Origin of the sequence: Anabaena sp. FACHB-1237, assembly GCF_014696225.1 — a bacterium.
GTDB lineage: Bacteria > Cyanobacteriota > Cyanobacteriia > Cyanobacteriales > Nostocaceae > FACHB-1237.
The window spans coordinates 164102-179229 of sequence record NZ_JACJPV010000003.1 but is presented as its reverse complement, the minus strand read 5'-3'; the positions used below and the strand labels follow the sequence as shown (position 1 = coordinate 179229).

The window sequence follows — 15128 nt, the reverse complement described above, 5'->3', positions numbered from 1 at the left end:
CAGCAAATTTCATCTAAATGGTGTACAATAATAGCCGACAAAATGCCCAAAATACAATAATTTGATCACTAACTAAACAAAACCATCAATTAAAGATCCAACATAACCATTAAGAAATATCAACAATTTAATCAACAAGCACTCATTAAAGAGTAGTTTTTATTTTAAAATAAAGATTGGATTAGTTCCAAGAATAATCATCACAAACGTGGAGAACTAAAATTGTGAAGTTACATAAACCAATATTAGTGGGAGGACTGGGTTTGTCTTTTTCCCTGTGGATGTTAGATAGTTGGTATGATACCCTGGCTAATGTGGGAGAATTTAGCCTATTAGGTGCGGTAGTTGTGGGTGGTAGTTTGTGGTTATGGAAACAAAATCATCATGGTACACCTACTCCAGATGATATGATTATAAATCGGGAAGCGGTGGAAAAGGCGATCGCTCAAACTAACATTATCATTAATCAATTAGCACAGGAATCTGTCAATCATCCAGCTATAACTACTTTTAAAGAGGAAGTGGTTCAGTTACCATTAGAACTAAATAGACAGGAGTTAAATATTGCTGTTACTGGTGGTAAGTCTGTAGGTAAAAGTAAAGTTATTCAAAATCTGCATGATGTTGAGATCAACAAGTCTTGGCATTTTCAAGAAACTGCATCTTTATTTACAGACTTGCAAGAGAATTGTGAATTAGCAACATTATTAACAATGCAAAAATCTGATTTTGTGTTGTTTTTAACTAATGGAGATTTGACTGATTCAGAATTTAAAGTTTGGGAACAATTGCAAAAAACTAAACAATCTACTTTATTGGTTTTCAATAAACAAGACCAATATATGATAGATGAACGCGCTACTATTTTACAATCTTTAAAAGGTCGAGTTGGTAATAATGTAGTTAGTATTGCGGCTGATCCTGTACCTGTAAAAGTGCGAAAATATAATGATGATACCACTGTGCAAGAATGGATAGAAAAACCAAGTTCTGATATGCAACAGTTGACGGAACAATTATCAATTATTTGCACAGAACAGCGAGAACAGTTAGTTTGTAAAACTACGATGCGGAAAGTTTTACTACTAAAAAATGCAGCTAAGAATAGTTTAAATCAAGTGCGGAGCGATCGCGCAAATCCGATTATTGAACAATATCAATGGATAGCTGCGGCGGCTGCATTTGCTAACCCCATTCCTGCATTAGATATATTAGCAACTGCGGCCATTACTGGACAAATGGTAATGGATTTAGGAAACATTTATCAACAAAAATTTTCCCTAGAACAGGCCCAAACTATTGCGGGAACAATGGGAACTAGTATGGCAAAATTAGGATTAGTTGAATTATCCACCAGAGCAGTTACAGGTATTCTCAAAACTAATGCTATCACGTTTATAGCTGGGGGATTAGTGGAAGGAGTAAGTGCAGCTTATTTGACTCGAATTGCGGGTTTAAGTTTAGTTGCATATTTTGAACAGCAGGAAATAGCAATAGCAACAGGAAATGGTTTAAACTTGGAACAACTCAAGGGAATTTTGCAAAATGTTTTCCAACAAAATCAGAAGTTAGCTGTTTTGGAAACTTTTGTTAAACAAAGTGTAAAACGGTTATTACCAGAAACTAAAACCGTTGAAGTTGTTAGTTAATTTTTGCGTGCGTTATATTAGTATAACGCACCATAATTTAATTAACTAAAATTTAACAGTTCGATTTACTAAGCTGATGTGCAGCTAAAGTGTAAGATAAATTAAGATAAATTAAGATAACTTATGTAAAAATCCCAGTAATTGTTTAGTTTTATCTGTTAATAAAGTGCGACGATAAGCGTCTGCTGCTTTTTTAATTGCTTCTGCTTGGGTTGGATAGGGATAAATTACGCTACTAAGTTGACTTAATCCTATTTTATTAACCATAGCGGTGGTTAGCTGGGAAATTATTTCTCCAGCATGACTGGCAACTATGGTAGCGCCTAAAATTTCATCGCTACCTTTTCGATGATAAATTTTTAAAAAACCAAATTCTTCACTATCAGCGATCGCTCTATCTATTGTACTAAAATTAATCTTTATTGTCTCTATTTCTAACCCTAATTTTTTCGCATCACTTGGATAAATTCCCACATGGGAAATTTCGGGATCTGTATAAGTTACCCAAGGAATAATTAAATCACTAAACCGAGATTTACCAATTCCAAAAGGTGAAAATAAAGCATTTTTAATCACTATTCTTGCTGCTGCATCGGCCGCATGGGTAAATTTCCAACTCATGCAGATATCCCCTGCTGCATAAATTTTCGGGTTAGTAGTTTGCAAATAATTATTAACTATTACCCCCTGTTCATTATATGCAACTCCCACATTTTCTAAATCCAAATCTTCTACATTTGGTGTTCTTCCCACTCCCACTAAAATCTCATCAACCGTAATAGAATCTCGATCTTCATTGCTACTAAAATACAATCTTTTACCTTCAGTAACCTTGACAACTTCTTCTATTTTACAGTTTAAAACTAAGCGGATACCTTCCTTAACTAATACTTCTTGTAAAATTGCTGCTGCTTGGGGATCTTCTTTATTTAAAATATGTGAACCACGATGAAATAAAGTAACTTCACAACCTAACCTTCTAAACACCTGCGCGAGTTCACAACCAATAGGTCCACCACCAATAACTGCTAATTTATCTGGTTTTTGAATCAAAGAAAAAACACTTTCATTAGTTAAATATCCCACTTCTTCAATACCGCGAATATCAGGTTTTTTAGCCCGCGCACCAGTAGCTATGACTGCTTTTTTAAACTTGAGTTTTTTACCACTAACTTCAATAGTATTTTGATTAATAAATTTACCCGATCCTAAAAAAACATCCACACCTAATTTTTTAAATCTTTGCACCGAATCATTTTCACTAATATTAGCCCTAATTTTTCTCATTCTAGCCATAACTGAGGCAAAATCAACATCAATTTTGCGAGAAATAGGGGATATATTCATTCCTAAATCTTTACTTTTCCAAATTTCTCCAATAACACGAGAAGAACGAATTAAACTTTTAGAAGGAATACAACCAAAATTTAAACAGTCTCCTCCCATTAAATGTTTTTCTATTAATGCTATTTTTAATCCTATACCTAAACCCGCAGCACCAGCAGCAACTACTAAACCAGCAACTCCCGCACCGATAATAACTAAATCATAACATTCTACTGGTTGCGGATTGATCCATGTTTCTGGATGGGTATTTTGTACCAATTTTTGATTATATTCATCTGTTGGCCTAACTATAATTCTCTCATATTCTGAATTAGTCATTTCTTTTCACCTTTTGTAGTTAGTTAGATACCCGACTTCTTAAAGAAGTCGGGTATCTTTAGTTTTTTAATATCAATTATCAATTGTTTCTAACGCTTTTTTAGCTATCTTTGTTACATAAATTGTTACTATCAATGTTGCTATGAAACCAATAATTTTTAATACCCATTGAATAGTAGAATTACTAGGTTGATTAGCAGTACCAATTAATGCTAAATTACCTGCTAATGAACCAAGATAAACATACATAATTGTTCCTGGTATCATCCCTACAGAAGCTAGAAAATAATCTTTTAAGGAAACACTAGTAATACCTAAAGCATAGTTTAAGATATTAAAAGGAAATAGGGGAGAAAGTCTGGTTAAAAAGACTATTTTGAATCCTTCTTTACCTATTGCATGATCTATAGCCGCAAATTTTTTATAAGTAGATATTTTTGATTTTACCCAATTTCTGGCTAAATAACGTCCTATTAAAAATGCAAATACAGCCCCTATGGTAGCACCAATAAAGACATATATAGATCCCCAAATTACTCCAAATATTACTCCTGCACCTAATGTTAAAATTAAACCGGGTAAAATGGTAATTGTGGCAATAATATATAAACTAATAAATGCTATTCCCCCAATTATACCTAAATTATTAATCCATTCTAAGGTATTTATTAATAGTTGTTGTATGTAGTTCATAATTTAATGTGCTAGTGGTGATAGATTAATAGATTAGATTCAGATCCCCGACTTCTTAAAGAAGTCGGGGATCTAGGATCTATACCATTTTACAATTGTTGCGGGAGAAATTCCTAATACATAGGCAATAATGATGATTTGATTTAATATTGTAGTGTGGAATATACCTTTTTTTAACCATCTTCTTGATGAGGTAATTACCGGATCAGATATAATTGCTATTTTTCCCATTTTTTTTAATCTTTTGATAATTTCAAAATCTTCCATGATGGGAAGTTCAGGAAATTTACCAACTTGGTTAAATGTATCTTTTTTCATGAAAATAGCTTGATCTCCATAGGGTAATTGCAAAAATAGCGATCGCCATTTTACACCCCATTCTACTAAACGTAAACCCCAATTATTGCTATCTATTTTCAAAGTAAAAGCACCAGCGACTATTCCCGATTTTTGCATACAGCTAAGGATCATTTCTGCAAAATTATTTGGTAATAGAGTATCAGCATGGAGAAATAATAAAATTTCACCTTGAGCAATTATAGCACCATTATTCATTTGCATGGCACGGCCGGGAGCAGAATTAATCACTTTTAGGGGTAATTTGATATTTAAAGATTCGGCTATTTTTACCGTATCATCTTGTGAACCTCCATCAACTATGATCATTTCCATAGTATTGGTAGAGTTACTATGATTAATTACTTTGACAATTGTGGCAATATTTTCAGCTTCATTTAAGGTGGGAATAATTATGGAAATCATCACATTTTTTTTAATTATCATCTATTTTTGATTATCTGTTGCTAAATTATGATAAACAGTATCATCTAAATTAATATAGGAGTATTGTTTTTCACCCTATTTATCTACCATCAGGATGCCATTTTTCCACAGGTATATATTGATTATTAACAATGTCTAAAGCCTCTATTTTACCAGAATGAAATACCCGCAACCAATAAATAGGAATGGTACTATTATCTGCATGATTTTCTAATGTTTTAATCACATAATATGGTTGTTCAGCACTAGGAGAACTATCCACAGCAATGCTAACTCTAATTGTACCTTGAGAAAGTTTTTCAATTTCTCGCGCTTTTTTCCTTATTTGGGGAATACTCCAAACTAATTCTAGGGCTTTTTTGGCATCTATATTGTTAGTATTTTGAGATAATGCTAGGGTTTTTTGCGTCTCATTAGTAAAACTTGAATCAATAGTTGAATGTCCTACAAAGATAACAATTAATGCAGCCATTATTGGATAATAATTACCCTTTTTTCTTGATCTACCCCTGAACATTTGTACTTACCTCAATGAGAATCATGTTATCTATTAAATTATGATAACATTTTTGATCCCCAATGGTTTATTCTAGGATTTTTCTCACTAAAGATGCTAGTCTTTCTGCACTATCAGGAATAGCGATCGCTTTTGCTCTCTCTCCCATTTGTGTTAATTCTGTAGGTGATTTCAGTAGTCTTAAAACTGTTTCTGTTAATATATCTTTACTTAATTCCAATTGTTTACAAGTTATAGCCGCCCCTGCTTGACTAAATACTGCTGCATTATAACTTTGATGATCCTCCGCCGCAAAAGGATAGGGTATTAAAATCGCAGGTGTACCACATACCGCTAATTCTGTTAAACTACCAGCACCGGATCTACTAATAGCTAAATTAGCTCTTTTCAATAAACCCGCCATTTGATCATAAAATGGTAAGGCGATATATTGGGGATGCTGTAAGCTGTTCATATCAGGATCTTTATCTCCTGTTAAATGCACAATATAAGCACCTGCATCAAACCATGATTGTGCTGATTCTCGCACCAGCTTATTTATAGCTACTGCACCTTGACTTCCGCCAAAAACCACTATTAAGGGAACACCATCGGGAATAGGTAAGTCTAGCTGGTGATCCTGACTTTCTGCTAGAAATTGCGATCGCACAGGAGTACCTAAACAAACAGTTTTTGTTTTGGGTAAATATTGACTAGTAACCTCAAACCCAATCGCTACTGTATCACACCAAGGACCAAAAAAACGAGTTACTTTACCTGGTAAAGCGTTAGACTCGTGAAATATCACGGGTAAACCCAAAGAACGCGCAGCTAATATAGTTGGACCTGCAATATATCCACCAGTGGTGAATACAGCTTGAAAATTTTCGCGTTTAATAAGTTTTCTTACTGTTAAAATTCCCCTAATTAACTTGAATAAAGTTCTCAAAGAAGCTAAACTTAAACCTTGTTGAAAACCTTCCACATCAATAATATTTAACGTATATGGAAGTTTAAGTTCAGTTTCTAAGCGATGGGGAACACCCAACCATTGAATATCATAGTCAGAAAGTTTTTCCGCTAGGGCAATGGCCGGAAATAAATGTCCACCTGTACCACTAGCTGCTATAAGTAATTTAATTTTTTTTGCATTTATCATGAAAGCTATACCATTTATCGCCTAGCTTCATTAAGATAAAACAAATTCCCTACCTTAAATCACTAAACTGTGACTAATGCCTAAAATTACCAATTTATTAATCAAACGTAACAAAACTTTACCATTTGGTCTTTCCCTTATTTCCTTGTTGCTGACTATTAGTCTACCCATTGCAGAAGCTAAACCTCAGAACTCTCCTGCAGAAATCACTAAGCTATTAACTCAGATTGACAAAGCAGCCAGTGAAGGTAACGTTAGAGGTGTAATGCAATTTTACAGCAATAATTTTGCTCATGGCGATGGTTTAAACCGTAAATCTATGGAACAAGCCTTAACAGCATTATGGAAGCGTTACCCTCAATTACAGTACAGCACAAAGTTAGAATCTTGGAAATCTGAAGGTAATAGCATTGTAGCGGAAACTATAACAAATATCACAGGTGTACCTTCTAAATCTAACGATTTTAAACTAAAATCAACCATTAAATCACGTCAACGCATTTCTGGAACGAAAATTGTCCGTCAAGACATTCTCTTAGAACGTACTGAACTAACTATGGGTAGTAAACCTCCTAAAGTAGAAATCAAACTACCACAGCAGGTCAAAGTAGGAGAGAAATATATCTTTGATGCGATTGTGGAAGAACCTTTAGGAGACGATATGTTATTAGGTGCTGCTTTAGAAGAACCTATTAAACCTACAAAGCTACTTAATCCCACAATGGCTAATTTAACCTTCCTCGATGCTGGTGGACTGTTTAAAGTTGGACGCGCACCATCTACACCTGGTAGTCAATGGATTTCCGCCGTAATTCGTCGGGGGGAAAATATGACAATTATCACGCAACGTTTAAATGTTGTGAAGAAGTAAGTGGAAAATTAACACACATTCATTATTAGTAGGGTGCGTCAGATATCAAAAATTAGCTTATTTAAAAGTAAGCATTCTGACGCACCTGAGAACTGAAACACTAGACAAACATAAACATATCTTGATATAAAAATATGAAACTAAGGAAATTAATCCTCCTTTTACCAATTATCCCATTATTAGTTAACTCAGAAATTGCCTTAGCGCAGATTACTAAAAAACCGATCATTAAAGGTAATTGTGGAAAGCAAAAATGTGAAATATTATTTAAAAAATTAAGCGATCGCTATCCAGAATATACCCAAAAATATACAAAAGAATGTCCAAAAAATCAAATTATTGGTTTAAGAACTTATCCAGGCGATCAAAATAAAAAAGTGTATTTTGCCTGTTGGGAAGCTAAAAAACAAAAAAATGGCGATCGCTATGGATCACCTTTAGGTGCATTACCAATACCAGGAAACGAAAGCAAATTTCTCACACCATTACCCAGCGATACACCTTATACTAAATATTTAGAAGAAAAATATGGAACTCAAATTAAAAAAGCTCAATTTCAATGTGCCACAAAAAGCGGAAACTTCAACTTATTAATCTCAGAAGATCAGAAATCTATACAACTACAATGTTATTACCAAGCAGGAGTAACACTCATAGATTCAAATAATGATTGGAATTCTGATGGAGAAGCAGGTAGAGGCGCGGGAGTTGATGAAATATTAGGAACTTTTCCCATAGATAAATCCTATAAATAACTTTCTTTGGTAATTGGTAATTGGTAATTGGTAGGTAATTGGTAAATTACTTACTTACCAAAACAAAACCCCTAGTTTTTCCTGATGATTGATCTTGCGTATTCATCGCTTTCCACAAATCACTAGTTTTTACCCAAACAGGTGGATACTTATAACGAGAAACATCCATAATCAAAAATCTATCCGTCGACTCATTATAGGCCGCTAAAGGTGAAATATGTCCACCACTTTCCTGGCCTATTTCTTTACGCAAATAATTCACAAGAATAAAATTATCTGAACTTTTCAAATTCTCTTGTGCTAATTGACGAAACCTTTCTAAACTAGAATTACCCGCATGATAAACTTCTACTTTTACATCATAACTTGCTAATAAGTTTCCTAATTGTTGTAAAGTCATCCCTTGACGGGCAACTATATCACGACTCACTACCTTTATGGTTTTAGGATTATTAAAAAAGTTACCTTGAGTAAATACCTTAAAAGGTTTATATTCCGGTGCTTCTGGTGCAGAAACTTGTAAACTATTTAATACCATTACCATACTAGCAACACCACAAAATGCTTGATTTTCTTGAGTAACAAATTGTGTACTTAAAGGAAAAAAATCACTTCTTGATCTACTACTTAATAGTAATCTCTCCCCTGCGGGAGTATTAAAACTAATCAAATTAGATGTTAGTGGTAATGTTTGGGATAAGGTACTTCTACCTCCTAGACAAATACTTAATAAAATTATAGGTAGAGAAATTTTTAATGTTTGATATGTGAACTTATTCATTACAGTTAGATTCCTTTATTCAAAAACTACAGTTCTATTACCATATACTAAAACCCGATTTTGCAGATGATATCTCACAGCACGCGCTAATACAACCCGTTCTAAATCTTTACCCTTTCTAATTAAGTCATCCACATCATCTCGATGACTAACACGCACCACATCCTGTTCAATAATAGGACCTGCATCTAAATCAGCAGTAGCATAATGGGCAGTTGCCCCAATTACTTTTACACCTCTTTCAAAAGCACGATGATAGGGATTTGCGCCAATAAATGCAGGTAAAAATGAATGATGAATATTAATAATTTGCGGAAATTTTTCAATAAAATCCCCACTCATAATTTGCATATATTTAGCCAAAACAACTAAATCAATTTTGTATTGTTTGAGTAACTCTAACTGTTTCTCTTCCTGTTCTAACTTATTATCTTTAGTAATAGGAACATGATAATAGTCAATATTAAATTGTTTAGCTATTGCCTGTAAATGAGGATGATTACTAATAATTAAAGCAATTTCAGCCTGAAATTCTTTAGCACGATATCGCCAAATTAAATCATATAAACAATGGTCTTGACGACTAACCCAAATAGCAATTCTCGGTATAGTTTCTGAAAAATGTAATTCCCATTTTGCCCCTAAAGGTTGGGCAATAGCATTAAAAGCAGGACTAATGAGATCCTTTGGTAAATTAAAGCCTTCTAACTCCCATTCTATCCTAGTTAAAAACAATCCAGCTTCAAAATCTGTATGTTGATCTGCATGAATAATATTGCCACCATTAGCGTAAATAAAATTAGCAATTTTTGCTACTAAACCCTGTTGATCTGGGCAAGAAATTAACAATGTTGCTGTTTTTTTTATCATCAGAAGTTAATCTATCCTATAGTTTTATTTAAGTGGAACATTTGAGGTATTTTCTGTATTGTTTGGTGTAATTCCAGATGTATGTTCAGGTGTGTTTAATGTAGTTTTAGATGTCTTATTGGGAGAATTTGATGTATTTTTAGGTGTATTTTTAGGTGTATTCTTAGGTGGAGTTGACATAGTTTGGGATGTAGTTTGAGAACTAGCTGAAGTAGGGGAAATAGCAGGAGAAACAACAGAACTAGGAGTAGCAGTTATAGGAGGAAGACTAGGTAAACTGGGTAAAGATTGTGATTTATTATCTATATCTAGTTGATTTTGTCCTGATAGTTGCCATTCTGACAAATTCCGATTAACTGCATTAGCAAAATCTTTAGATATCAAAAGTAAATCCCTATTTCTACCAGGATTAGCTTTAGCATATATAAATTCATTATTAAAATCAGATTTACCTAAAATTAACTGATGACTTTGCTGATTTTTCAGTGTAACATCAATTGTAGCCAAAGGTTTATCTAAACCAAATTCTGATAATTGAGATGGTAAAATAGAGGTAGTTTTCTGAATTTTACCATCAATTAATAAATCCATCAAATAAGAGACAACACCATCATTAGCTAGTGCAGATACAGGAGATTTTATTTCCCACTGTGGTTTTTTATCTGATGTTTTATTGCTATTTATTCTGGCTAATTGTAATGTCATATCTTTAGTTTTTACAGTTAAAGATTGTACATCGTCAGCAGCAAAAGTAAATATTTTTGATGTTTGTGATTTAACTTGCTGTTGTGCAGTTTTGTTTTTAATTTCATAAAAATAAACAAAACTTCCTAAACTCACAGCTAAAAATATTAAAACTAAGGTAGAACGTGGTAATCTCATGTTGTTAATGATGTTGTTAATTTATGATGTTAATTAAGAGTAAGTATCTTACCCACTAGCTGCACAACAGCTTAATAGCTGATATCTCTACAATTAACTAGGACTTACGCAAGTGTCAGACCAAAAATCTTTTGTAGGGTGTGGTTCGACGAGCTTACCAACTACTTCAGAATCAATCCTGCAAATAAACAGATTGTTGATATCTGACGCAGCCTACCAATGTGCCAGTTGCGTAAGTCCTGTTAACGTCGTATCCACCAAATAATAACACCTACTATTAAACCAAGTAAAGGTAATACCAAAATTGCTACTATGGTTAATATATTTGCCTCATTGGTAGAAATGATAATCCGGCGATTTTTTTGTTCTTTAGGACGAATTGATAAGGTTTGTTGATCTTGTTGACTTACCCAAGTTACAGAGTTTAAAAATACATCTGCATTTAATTGTTGTCTAAATAAACCATTGCCAATAAAACTAGAATTACCAAATACTACTAAACGTGATTCTTTATTATTTGTATTTGTATTAGTATTAGTATTTGTATTAGTATTTTTATTAGTGTCTATGACACTCGTTGAACTAGGAGAATTTGTAGGTGTAGAAATCGGAGAACTAGGAGAATTTGTAGGTGTAGAAATCGGAGAACTAGGAGAAACTGTAGGTGTAGAAATCGGAGAACTAGGAGAAACTGTAGGTGTAGAAATCGGAGAACTAGGAGAAACTGTAGGTGTAGAAATCGGAGAACTAGGAGAAACTGTAGGTATTGCTGATAACTTTTTGCGTAAAACTACCCCTAAAGTCAAAGGACCTTTAAGATCCTTATCTTCATTAAATTCCAACTTTTCAGAATTTTGATCACTTTCAGCCCAACTATTAGGAAAAGGCTTAGTTTTTAATAAAGTCATAGATTCAACATTAGGAACAGAAGTAACAACTATAGGACGACTTAAAGGATAGACAGAAATACCATTACCAAAATCTTTAGTAATAGGATGTTCTCCATATTCCGTCACTAAAATAGCAGCAGGTCCTAATCCTAAACTTTCTCCAGAATTATCAATAATTAACCTTTGATCTAAAGTAATACCCCAGTCTTTTAAAAGAGGATCAAGTTGAGAATCTTTATTAGGGTCAAGCATTAATAATAAATTACCACCACGTTTTAAATAATCTTGTAAAGCAGTAACTTCTCCTACCAGAAGTCCTCTTTGCGGTCCAGCAACTACCACAGCAGCAGCATCTACAGGAACTTGAGGTTGTGATGTTAAATTTAAAGGTAATGTGGTAAAATTTCTCTCATTTAATGCTTGAATGGCTTCGGGAATTTTTTCTTGAGTATCGGAAATTGGAATTTCTCCATGACCCTGAAGAAAATAAATTTTAACATTAGTAGAAGTGGTAATTTGTTGGAGAGTATTAGTTATTCTTACTTCAGAAAGTGGTTGATTTTGGTTAATATTTTGGACTAATTTTTGTTGATTATTAACTTCTAGGTAAACATCACCATCTTGTTTAACATTAAACTTTTTCGCTAGTCCTGGTTTTAATTGGGGATCCACATATTCATATTGAAAATTACTACTTTCACGAGTATAATTCTTTAATAATTCTTGATCTTGGGGATTTTTTTGGGTGGTAAATAACCAAAGTTTTACAGGTTGTGATAAATTAGTGACTAATTCTCGTGATTGTGGTGCAAGGGTAAATAATTGATTATCTGTTAAATCTAAACGTAGATGATAACGAATACCGAGAAAATTAATCATGGCTAAAATTGCCAGAACTGATAAAGTAGCAATGATAGCATTAGTACCTGACTGAGTGGAACGTTTTTCTAACCATTGAGTTTCTCGCAGTTTTAATATTAGCCATAAACCACAAATAACTATACCTGTAATTAACAGTGATAAAGGAATAATTCCCCATTTTTCTGACGCTATTCCTATGGTTAAACCAGCAGTCAATAGAAATGGTCCAAGCAAAAAGAATAGTTTGACTAATAATTTTACAAGTGTATTGGCAAATTTACTTTTCAGCATTGTTTGAGATTTGAGATTATAGTCTTTATTTAGATAAGCGATGCAAGCAAGATGCTTGCACTACTTTAATTGTCGGCTTTTTGATGATACAAGGCTTTGCTGAACTCAGGTATAAAATTGAGAAATTCAAAATTTGAAACTTTGCATCTAACGCAAGTGCTTCGCTTCGCTGATGCGCGAAATCGAAATCGAAATCGAAATCGAAATCGAAATAAATATTATACTCCAATTCAGCAACGCCTGATAATACAATTTAGATGTAGGGTGCGTCAGGTATCAAGAATATGTTTATTTACATGATTTATGCTGTCTGACGCACCTTACTAATGTTCCAGTACGATAAGGTGCGTCAGATATCAAGAATATGTTTATTTACATGATTTATGCTGTCTGACGCACCCTACTAATGTTCCAGTACGATAAGGTGCGTCAGATATCAAGAATATGTTTATTTACATGATTTATGCTGTCTGACGCACCCTACTAATGTTCCGGTTGCTTAACTCCTGTACTATTGTCTTTGAAAACGTAGTGTATCAATTGATTGTGCTGTGAGAAATATGCCTAAAATAATATAACTGGCAAATAAAATTAATGAACTAGTATCAAAAATCCCTTGAATGAGAGTATTGTAATGTTTGAGGATGGATAAATGACTAATTGCGCTCCCAAGAGGACTAGGAAGACTATTACCAATTAAATCTATAAATACCAGCAAAACCATTAAAGCAAAAGTGAGAATTGCGGCTAAAATTGCGCTATCTGTCAAGGAAGAAATAAACATTCCTAATGATAAAATTGCGGTGGCAAATAGTAATAAACCTCCATGGGCGAGAATAGGAATTATGGGAGATAAAGGAGGATTAGATTTAGATAAGGTGAAAATTTCTAATCCTAAAAGTGGTAATATCATTGTTAGAAAAAAAGTAGTTACTCCTAATAATTTAGCAATAGCTACAGCCCAATTTGTCACCGGGGAAGTGGCTAATAGTTCTAAAGTTCCTCGTTTACGTTCTTCGGTGTATAATCCCATAGACAAAATAGGCAGGATAAATAGTAGTAACCACCCCATTCTATCAAAAAATGCTAACATAAATTCATAAGGAACATCTACTGGTGGTACTTGAATACCATATTGTTGTCCTTGTAAATCAAAAGCTGCTACTGTGACTAAAATTCCTTGGGGACCTAGTAAGATCATCACGAAAAATAACCCAGCTAATAGCCAAAATACACTGGTGATACCGTAGGCTAAAGGTGATACAAAATAACTTTGTAATTCACGACGATAAATAGCAATAATGTTAGCAATAACTATACCCATTTAAAGATTTTCTCCTGGTGATTCTGCATCTTTTTCTGTTGTTTCTACCTCTTGATTAAGATTCATGGTAGGGTTTTGTTCATCTTGAATATCAGGGTTAACTTCTGAATCAATATTTGAAGAAATGGTTTTTTCTGATGTGGTTAGTTCCAGAAAAACATCCTCTAGGGTAGCATTTACACGACGCATTTCATACAAATCAAATCCGGCGTTATTTAAGGCATTTACTATGTCTTTACCTGGTTCTTTTCCTGGTTGAGATATCACTCGTAAACAGGTATGATCTGTGGATGAATAATGATGACTAGACATGGATACTACTAAATTAATACCGGGGATTTTTTCTAACATTTGTTTAGCTAAAGATACATCTCCAGCAATTTCTAATTCATAACCAGAACCTTCTGTTAATTGTGTCATCAGGTTTTCTGGGCTATTGATAGCGACTATTTTACCGCGATTGATGATCACTACTCGACTACAGGTCATGCTCACTTCTGGTAAGATGTGGGTAGAGAGAATAATTGTGTGTGTTCCAGCTAAACTTTTAATCAGGTTGCGTACCTCCATAATTTGTCTTGGGTCTAAACCAACGGTAGGTTCATCCAAGATGATAGCTGGTGGATCATGAACGATCGCTTGGGCAATACCCACTCTTTGACGATATCCTTTAGACAGTTTGCGAATAATGACTTTTTCTTTATCTTGTAAATTACAACGCTGGATGGCTGCTTGGACTTTTTCAGAGCGATCGCCTGCTGCAACTCCTTTAATCTGGGCAACAAAATGTAAAAAACCTCTTACTGTCATTTCAGGATATAAAGGAGGATTCTCGGGTAAGTAACCAATGCGTTGACGTACAGCTAAAGATTGATCATGAACATCATAACCCGCAATTCTGGCTGTACCACTGGTAGCAGGTAAATATCCCGATAAAACTCGCATAGTGGTAGTTTTACCTGCACCATTAGGACCCAAAAACCCCACAATTTCTCCAGGTTCAACCCTAAAAGTCACATCTGTAATTGCAGGGGTAGAACCATATACTTTACTGAGATGTTCAACTTCAATCATTACAAAATCTGCTAAATTACTAAACATCTACATTATTTTAGCTAATTAATTTTAGGACTTAGGCAAGATTCGACTCAAAACCTG

At 33.9% G+C, this 15128-nt stretch carries 14 protein-coding genes; 3 read left to right on the top strand and 11 right to left on the bottom strand.

Annotated elements, in window-relative coordinates:
* The first annotated feature begins 224 nt into the window (after nt 1-224).
* Entirely contained in the window at nt 225-1649 is a 1425-nt protein-coding gene (locus H6F32_RS02600; RefSeq protein WP_313926245.1) for a DUF697 domain-containing protein, read from the top strand.
* Between the two features lie 111 nt (nt 1650-1760).
* On the opposite strand, the gene H6F32_RS02595 is transcribed toward H6F32_RS02600, so the two are convergent.
* The 5 genes from H6F32_RS02595 to murG all read right to left on the bottom strand — a co-directional run bounded on the left by H6F32_RS02595 (nt 1761) and on the right by murG (nt 6445).
* Nucleotides 1761-3314: a mercuric reductase gene (locus H6F32_RS02595; protein WP_190367776.1), complete on the bottom strand. Its 1554-nt coding sequence runs from the start codon at nt 3312-3314 to the stop codon at nt 1761-1763.
* Between the two features lie 72 nt (nt 3315-3386).
* Nucleotides 3387-4007 carry a TVP38/TMEM64 family protein gene (locus H6F32_RS02590; RefSeq protein WP_190367775.1) on the bottom strand — a complete coding sequence of 207 codons (621 nt, stop codon included), beginning with the start codon at nt 4005-4007 and terminating at the stop codon, nt 3387-3389.
* A 72-nt stretch (nt 4008-4079) separates the two neighbouring features.
* Nucleotides 4080-4790 carry a TIGR04283 family arsenosugar biosynthesis glycosyltransferase gene (locus H6F32_RS02585; protein ID WP_190367774.1) on the bottom strand — a complete coding sequence of 237 codons (711 nt, stop codon included), beginning with the start codon at nt 4788-4790 and terminating at the stop codon, nt 4080-4082.
* 79 nt (nt 4791-4869) lie between these two features.
* A complete protein-coding gene (locus H6F32_RS02580) occupies nt 4870-5262 on the bottom strand; it encodes a hypothetical protein (RefSeq protein WP_242031025.1) in 393 nt (130 codons plus the stop codon).
* 112 nt (nt 5263-5374) lie between these two features.
* Entirely contained in the window at nt 5375-6445 is a 1071-nt protein-coding gene (murG, locus tag H6F32_RS02575) for an undecaprenyldiphospho-muramoylpentapeptide beta-N-acetylglucosaminyltransferase (RefSeq protein WP_190367772.1), read from the bottom strand.
* A gap of 76 nt (nt 6446-6521) precedes the next feature.
* On the opposite strand from murG, the gene H6F32_RS02570 reads away from it, so the two are divergent.
* Complete coding sequence (locus tag H6F32_RS02570) at nt 6522-7316, top strand: nuclear transport factor 2 family protein (protein ID WP_190367771.1); 795 nt, start codon at nt 6522-6524, stop codon at nt 7314-7316.
* A 134-nt stretch (nt 7317-7450) separates the two neighbouring features.
* Nucleotides 7451-8071: a hypothetical protein gene (locus H6F32_RS02565; RefSeq protein ID WP_190367770.1), complete on the top strand. Its 621-nt coding sequence runs from the start codon at nt 7451-7453 to the stop codon at nt 8069-8071.
* Nucleotides 8072-8117: 46 nt separating this feature from the next.
* Here H6F32_RS02565 and H6F32_RS02560 read toward each other — a convergent pair whose 3' ends face one another.
* The 6 genes from H6F32_RS02560 to H6F32_RS02535 form a co-directional block, all read right to left on the bottom strand.
* Nucleotides 8118-8852: a phytochelatin synthase family protein gene (locus H6F32_RS02560; RefSeq protein ID WP_190367769.1), complete on the bottom strand. Its 735-nt coding sequence runs from the start codon at nt 8850-8852 to the stop codon at nt 8118-8120.
* A gap of 15 nt (nt 8853-8867) precedes the next feature.
* Nucleotides 8868-9722, bottom strand: a complete 855-nt coding sequence (purU, locus tag H6F32_RS02555; RefSeq protein ID WP_190367768.1) for a formyltetrahydrofolate deformylase — start codon at nt 9720-9722, stop codon at nt 8868-8870.
* A gap of 24 nt (nt 9723-9746) precedes the next feature.
* The gene (locus H6F32_RS02550) at nt 9747-10604 is read right to left on the bottom strand and encodes a DUF4340 domain-containing protein (protein ID WP_190367767.1); all 858 of its coding nucleotides are present in this window, start codon (nt 10602-10604) and stop codon (nt 9747-9749) included.
* 242 nt (nt 10605-10846) lie between these two features.
* A complete protein-coding gene (locus H6F32_RS02545; RefSeq protein ID WP_190367766.1) occupies nt 10847-12646 on the bottom strand; it encodes a Gldg family protein in 1800 nt (599 codons plus the stop codon).
* Nucleotides 12647-13157: 511 nt separating this feature from the next.
* Entirely contained in the window at nt 13158-13970 is an 813-nt protein-coding gene (locus H6F32_RS02540; protein ID WP_190367765.1) for an ABC transporter permease, read from the bottom strand.
* Nucleotides 13971-15044, bottom strand: coding sequence for an ABC transporter ATP-binding protein (locus H6F32_RS02535; protein ID WP_190367811.1), 1074 nt, complete (start codon nt 15042-15044; stop codon nt 13971-13973).
* Nucleotides 15045-15128: the final 84 nt, after the last annotated feature.

Excerpts from the sequence above, each read along its gene's own strand:
- H6F32_RS02550 (WP_190367767.1), bottom strand. The coding sequence starts at position 10,604 with ATGAGATTACCACGTTCTACCTTAGTTTTAATATTTTTAGCTGTGAGT.
- H6F32_RS02585 (WP_190367774.1), bottom strand. The coding sequence starts at position 4,790 with ATGATAATTAAAAAAAATGTGATGATTTCCATAATTATTCCCACCTTA.
- murG (WP_190367772.1), bottom strand. The coding sequence starts at position 6,445 with ATGATAAATGCAAAAAAAATTAAATTACTTATAGCAGCTAGTGGTACA.
- H6F32_RS02535 (WP_190367811.1), bottom strand. The coding sequence starts at position 15,044 with ATGATTGAAGTTGAACATCTCAGTAAAGTATATGGTTCTACCCCTGCA.
- H6F32_RS02545 (WP_190367766.1), bottom strand. The coding sequence starts at position 12,646 with ATGCTGAAAAGTAAATTTGCCAATACACTTGTAAAATTATTAGTCAAA.
- H6F32_RS02560 (WP_190367769.1), bottom strand. The coding sequence starts at position 8,852 with ATGAATAAGTTCACATATCAAACATTAAAAATTTCTCTACCTATAATT.
- H6F32_RS02540 (WP_190367765.1), bottom strand. The coding sequence starts at position 13,970 with ATGGGTATAGTTATTGCTAACATTATTGCTATTTATCGTCGTGAATTA.
- H6F32_RS02595 (WP_190367776.1), bottom strand. The coding sequence starts at position 3,314 with ATGACTAATTCAGAATATGAGAGAATTATAGTTAGGCCAACAGATGAA.
- H6F32_RS02570 (WP_190367771.1), top strand. The coding sequence starts at position 6,522 with ATGCCTAAAATTACCAATTTATTAATCAAACGTAACAAAACTTTACCA.
- H6F32_RS02580 (WP_242031025.1), bottom strand. The coding sequence starts at position 5,262 with ATGGCTGCATTAATTGTTATCTTTGTAGGACATTCAACTATTGATTCA.
- purU (WP_190367768.1), bottom strand. The coding sequence starts at position 9,722 with ATGATAAAAAAAACAGCAACATTGTTAATTTCTTGCCCAGATCAACAG.
- H6F32_RS02590 (WP_190367775.1), bottom strand. The coding sequence starts at position 4,007 with ATGAACTACATACAACAACTATTAATAAATACCTTAGAATGGATTAAT.
- H6F32_RS02565 (WP_190367770.1), top strand. The coding sequence starts at position 7,451 with ATGAAACTAAGGAAATTAATCCTCCTTTTACCAATTATCCCATTATTA.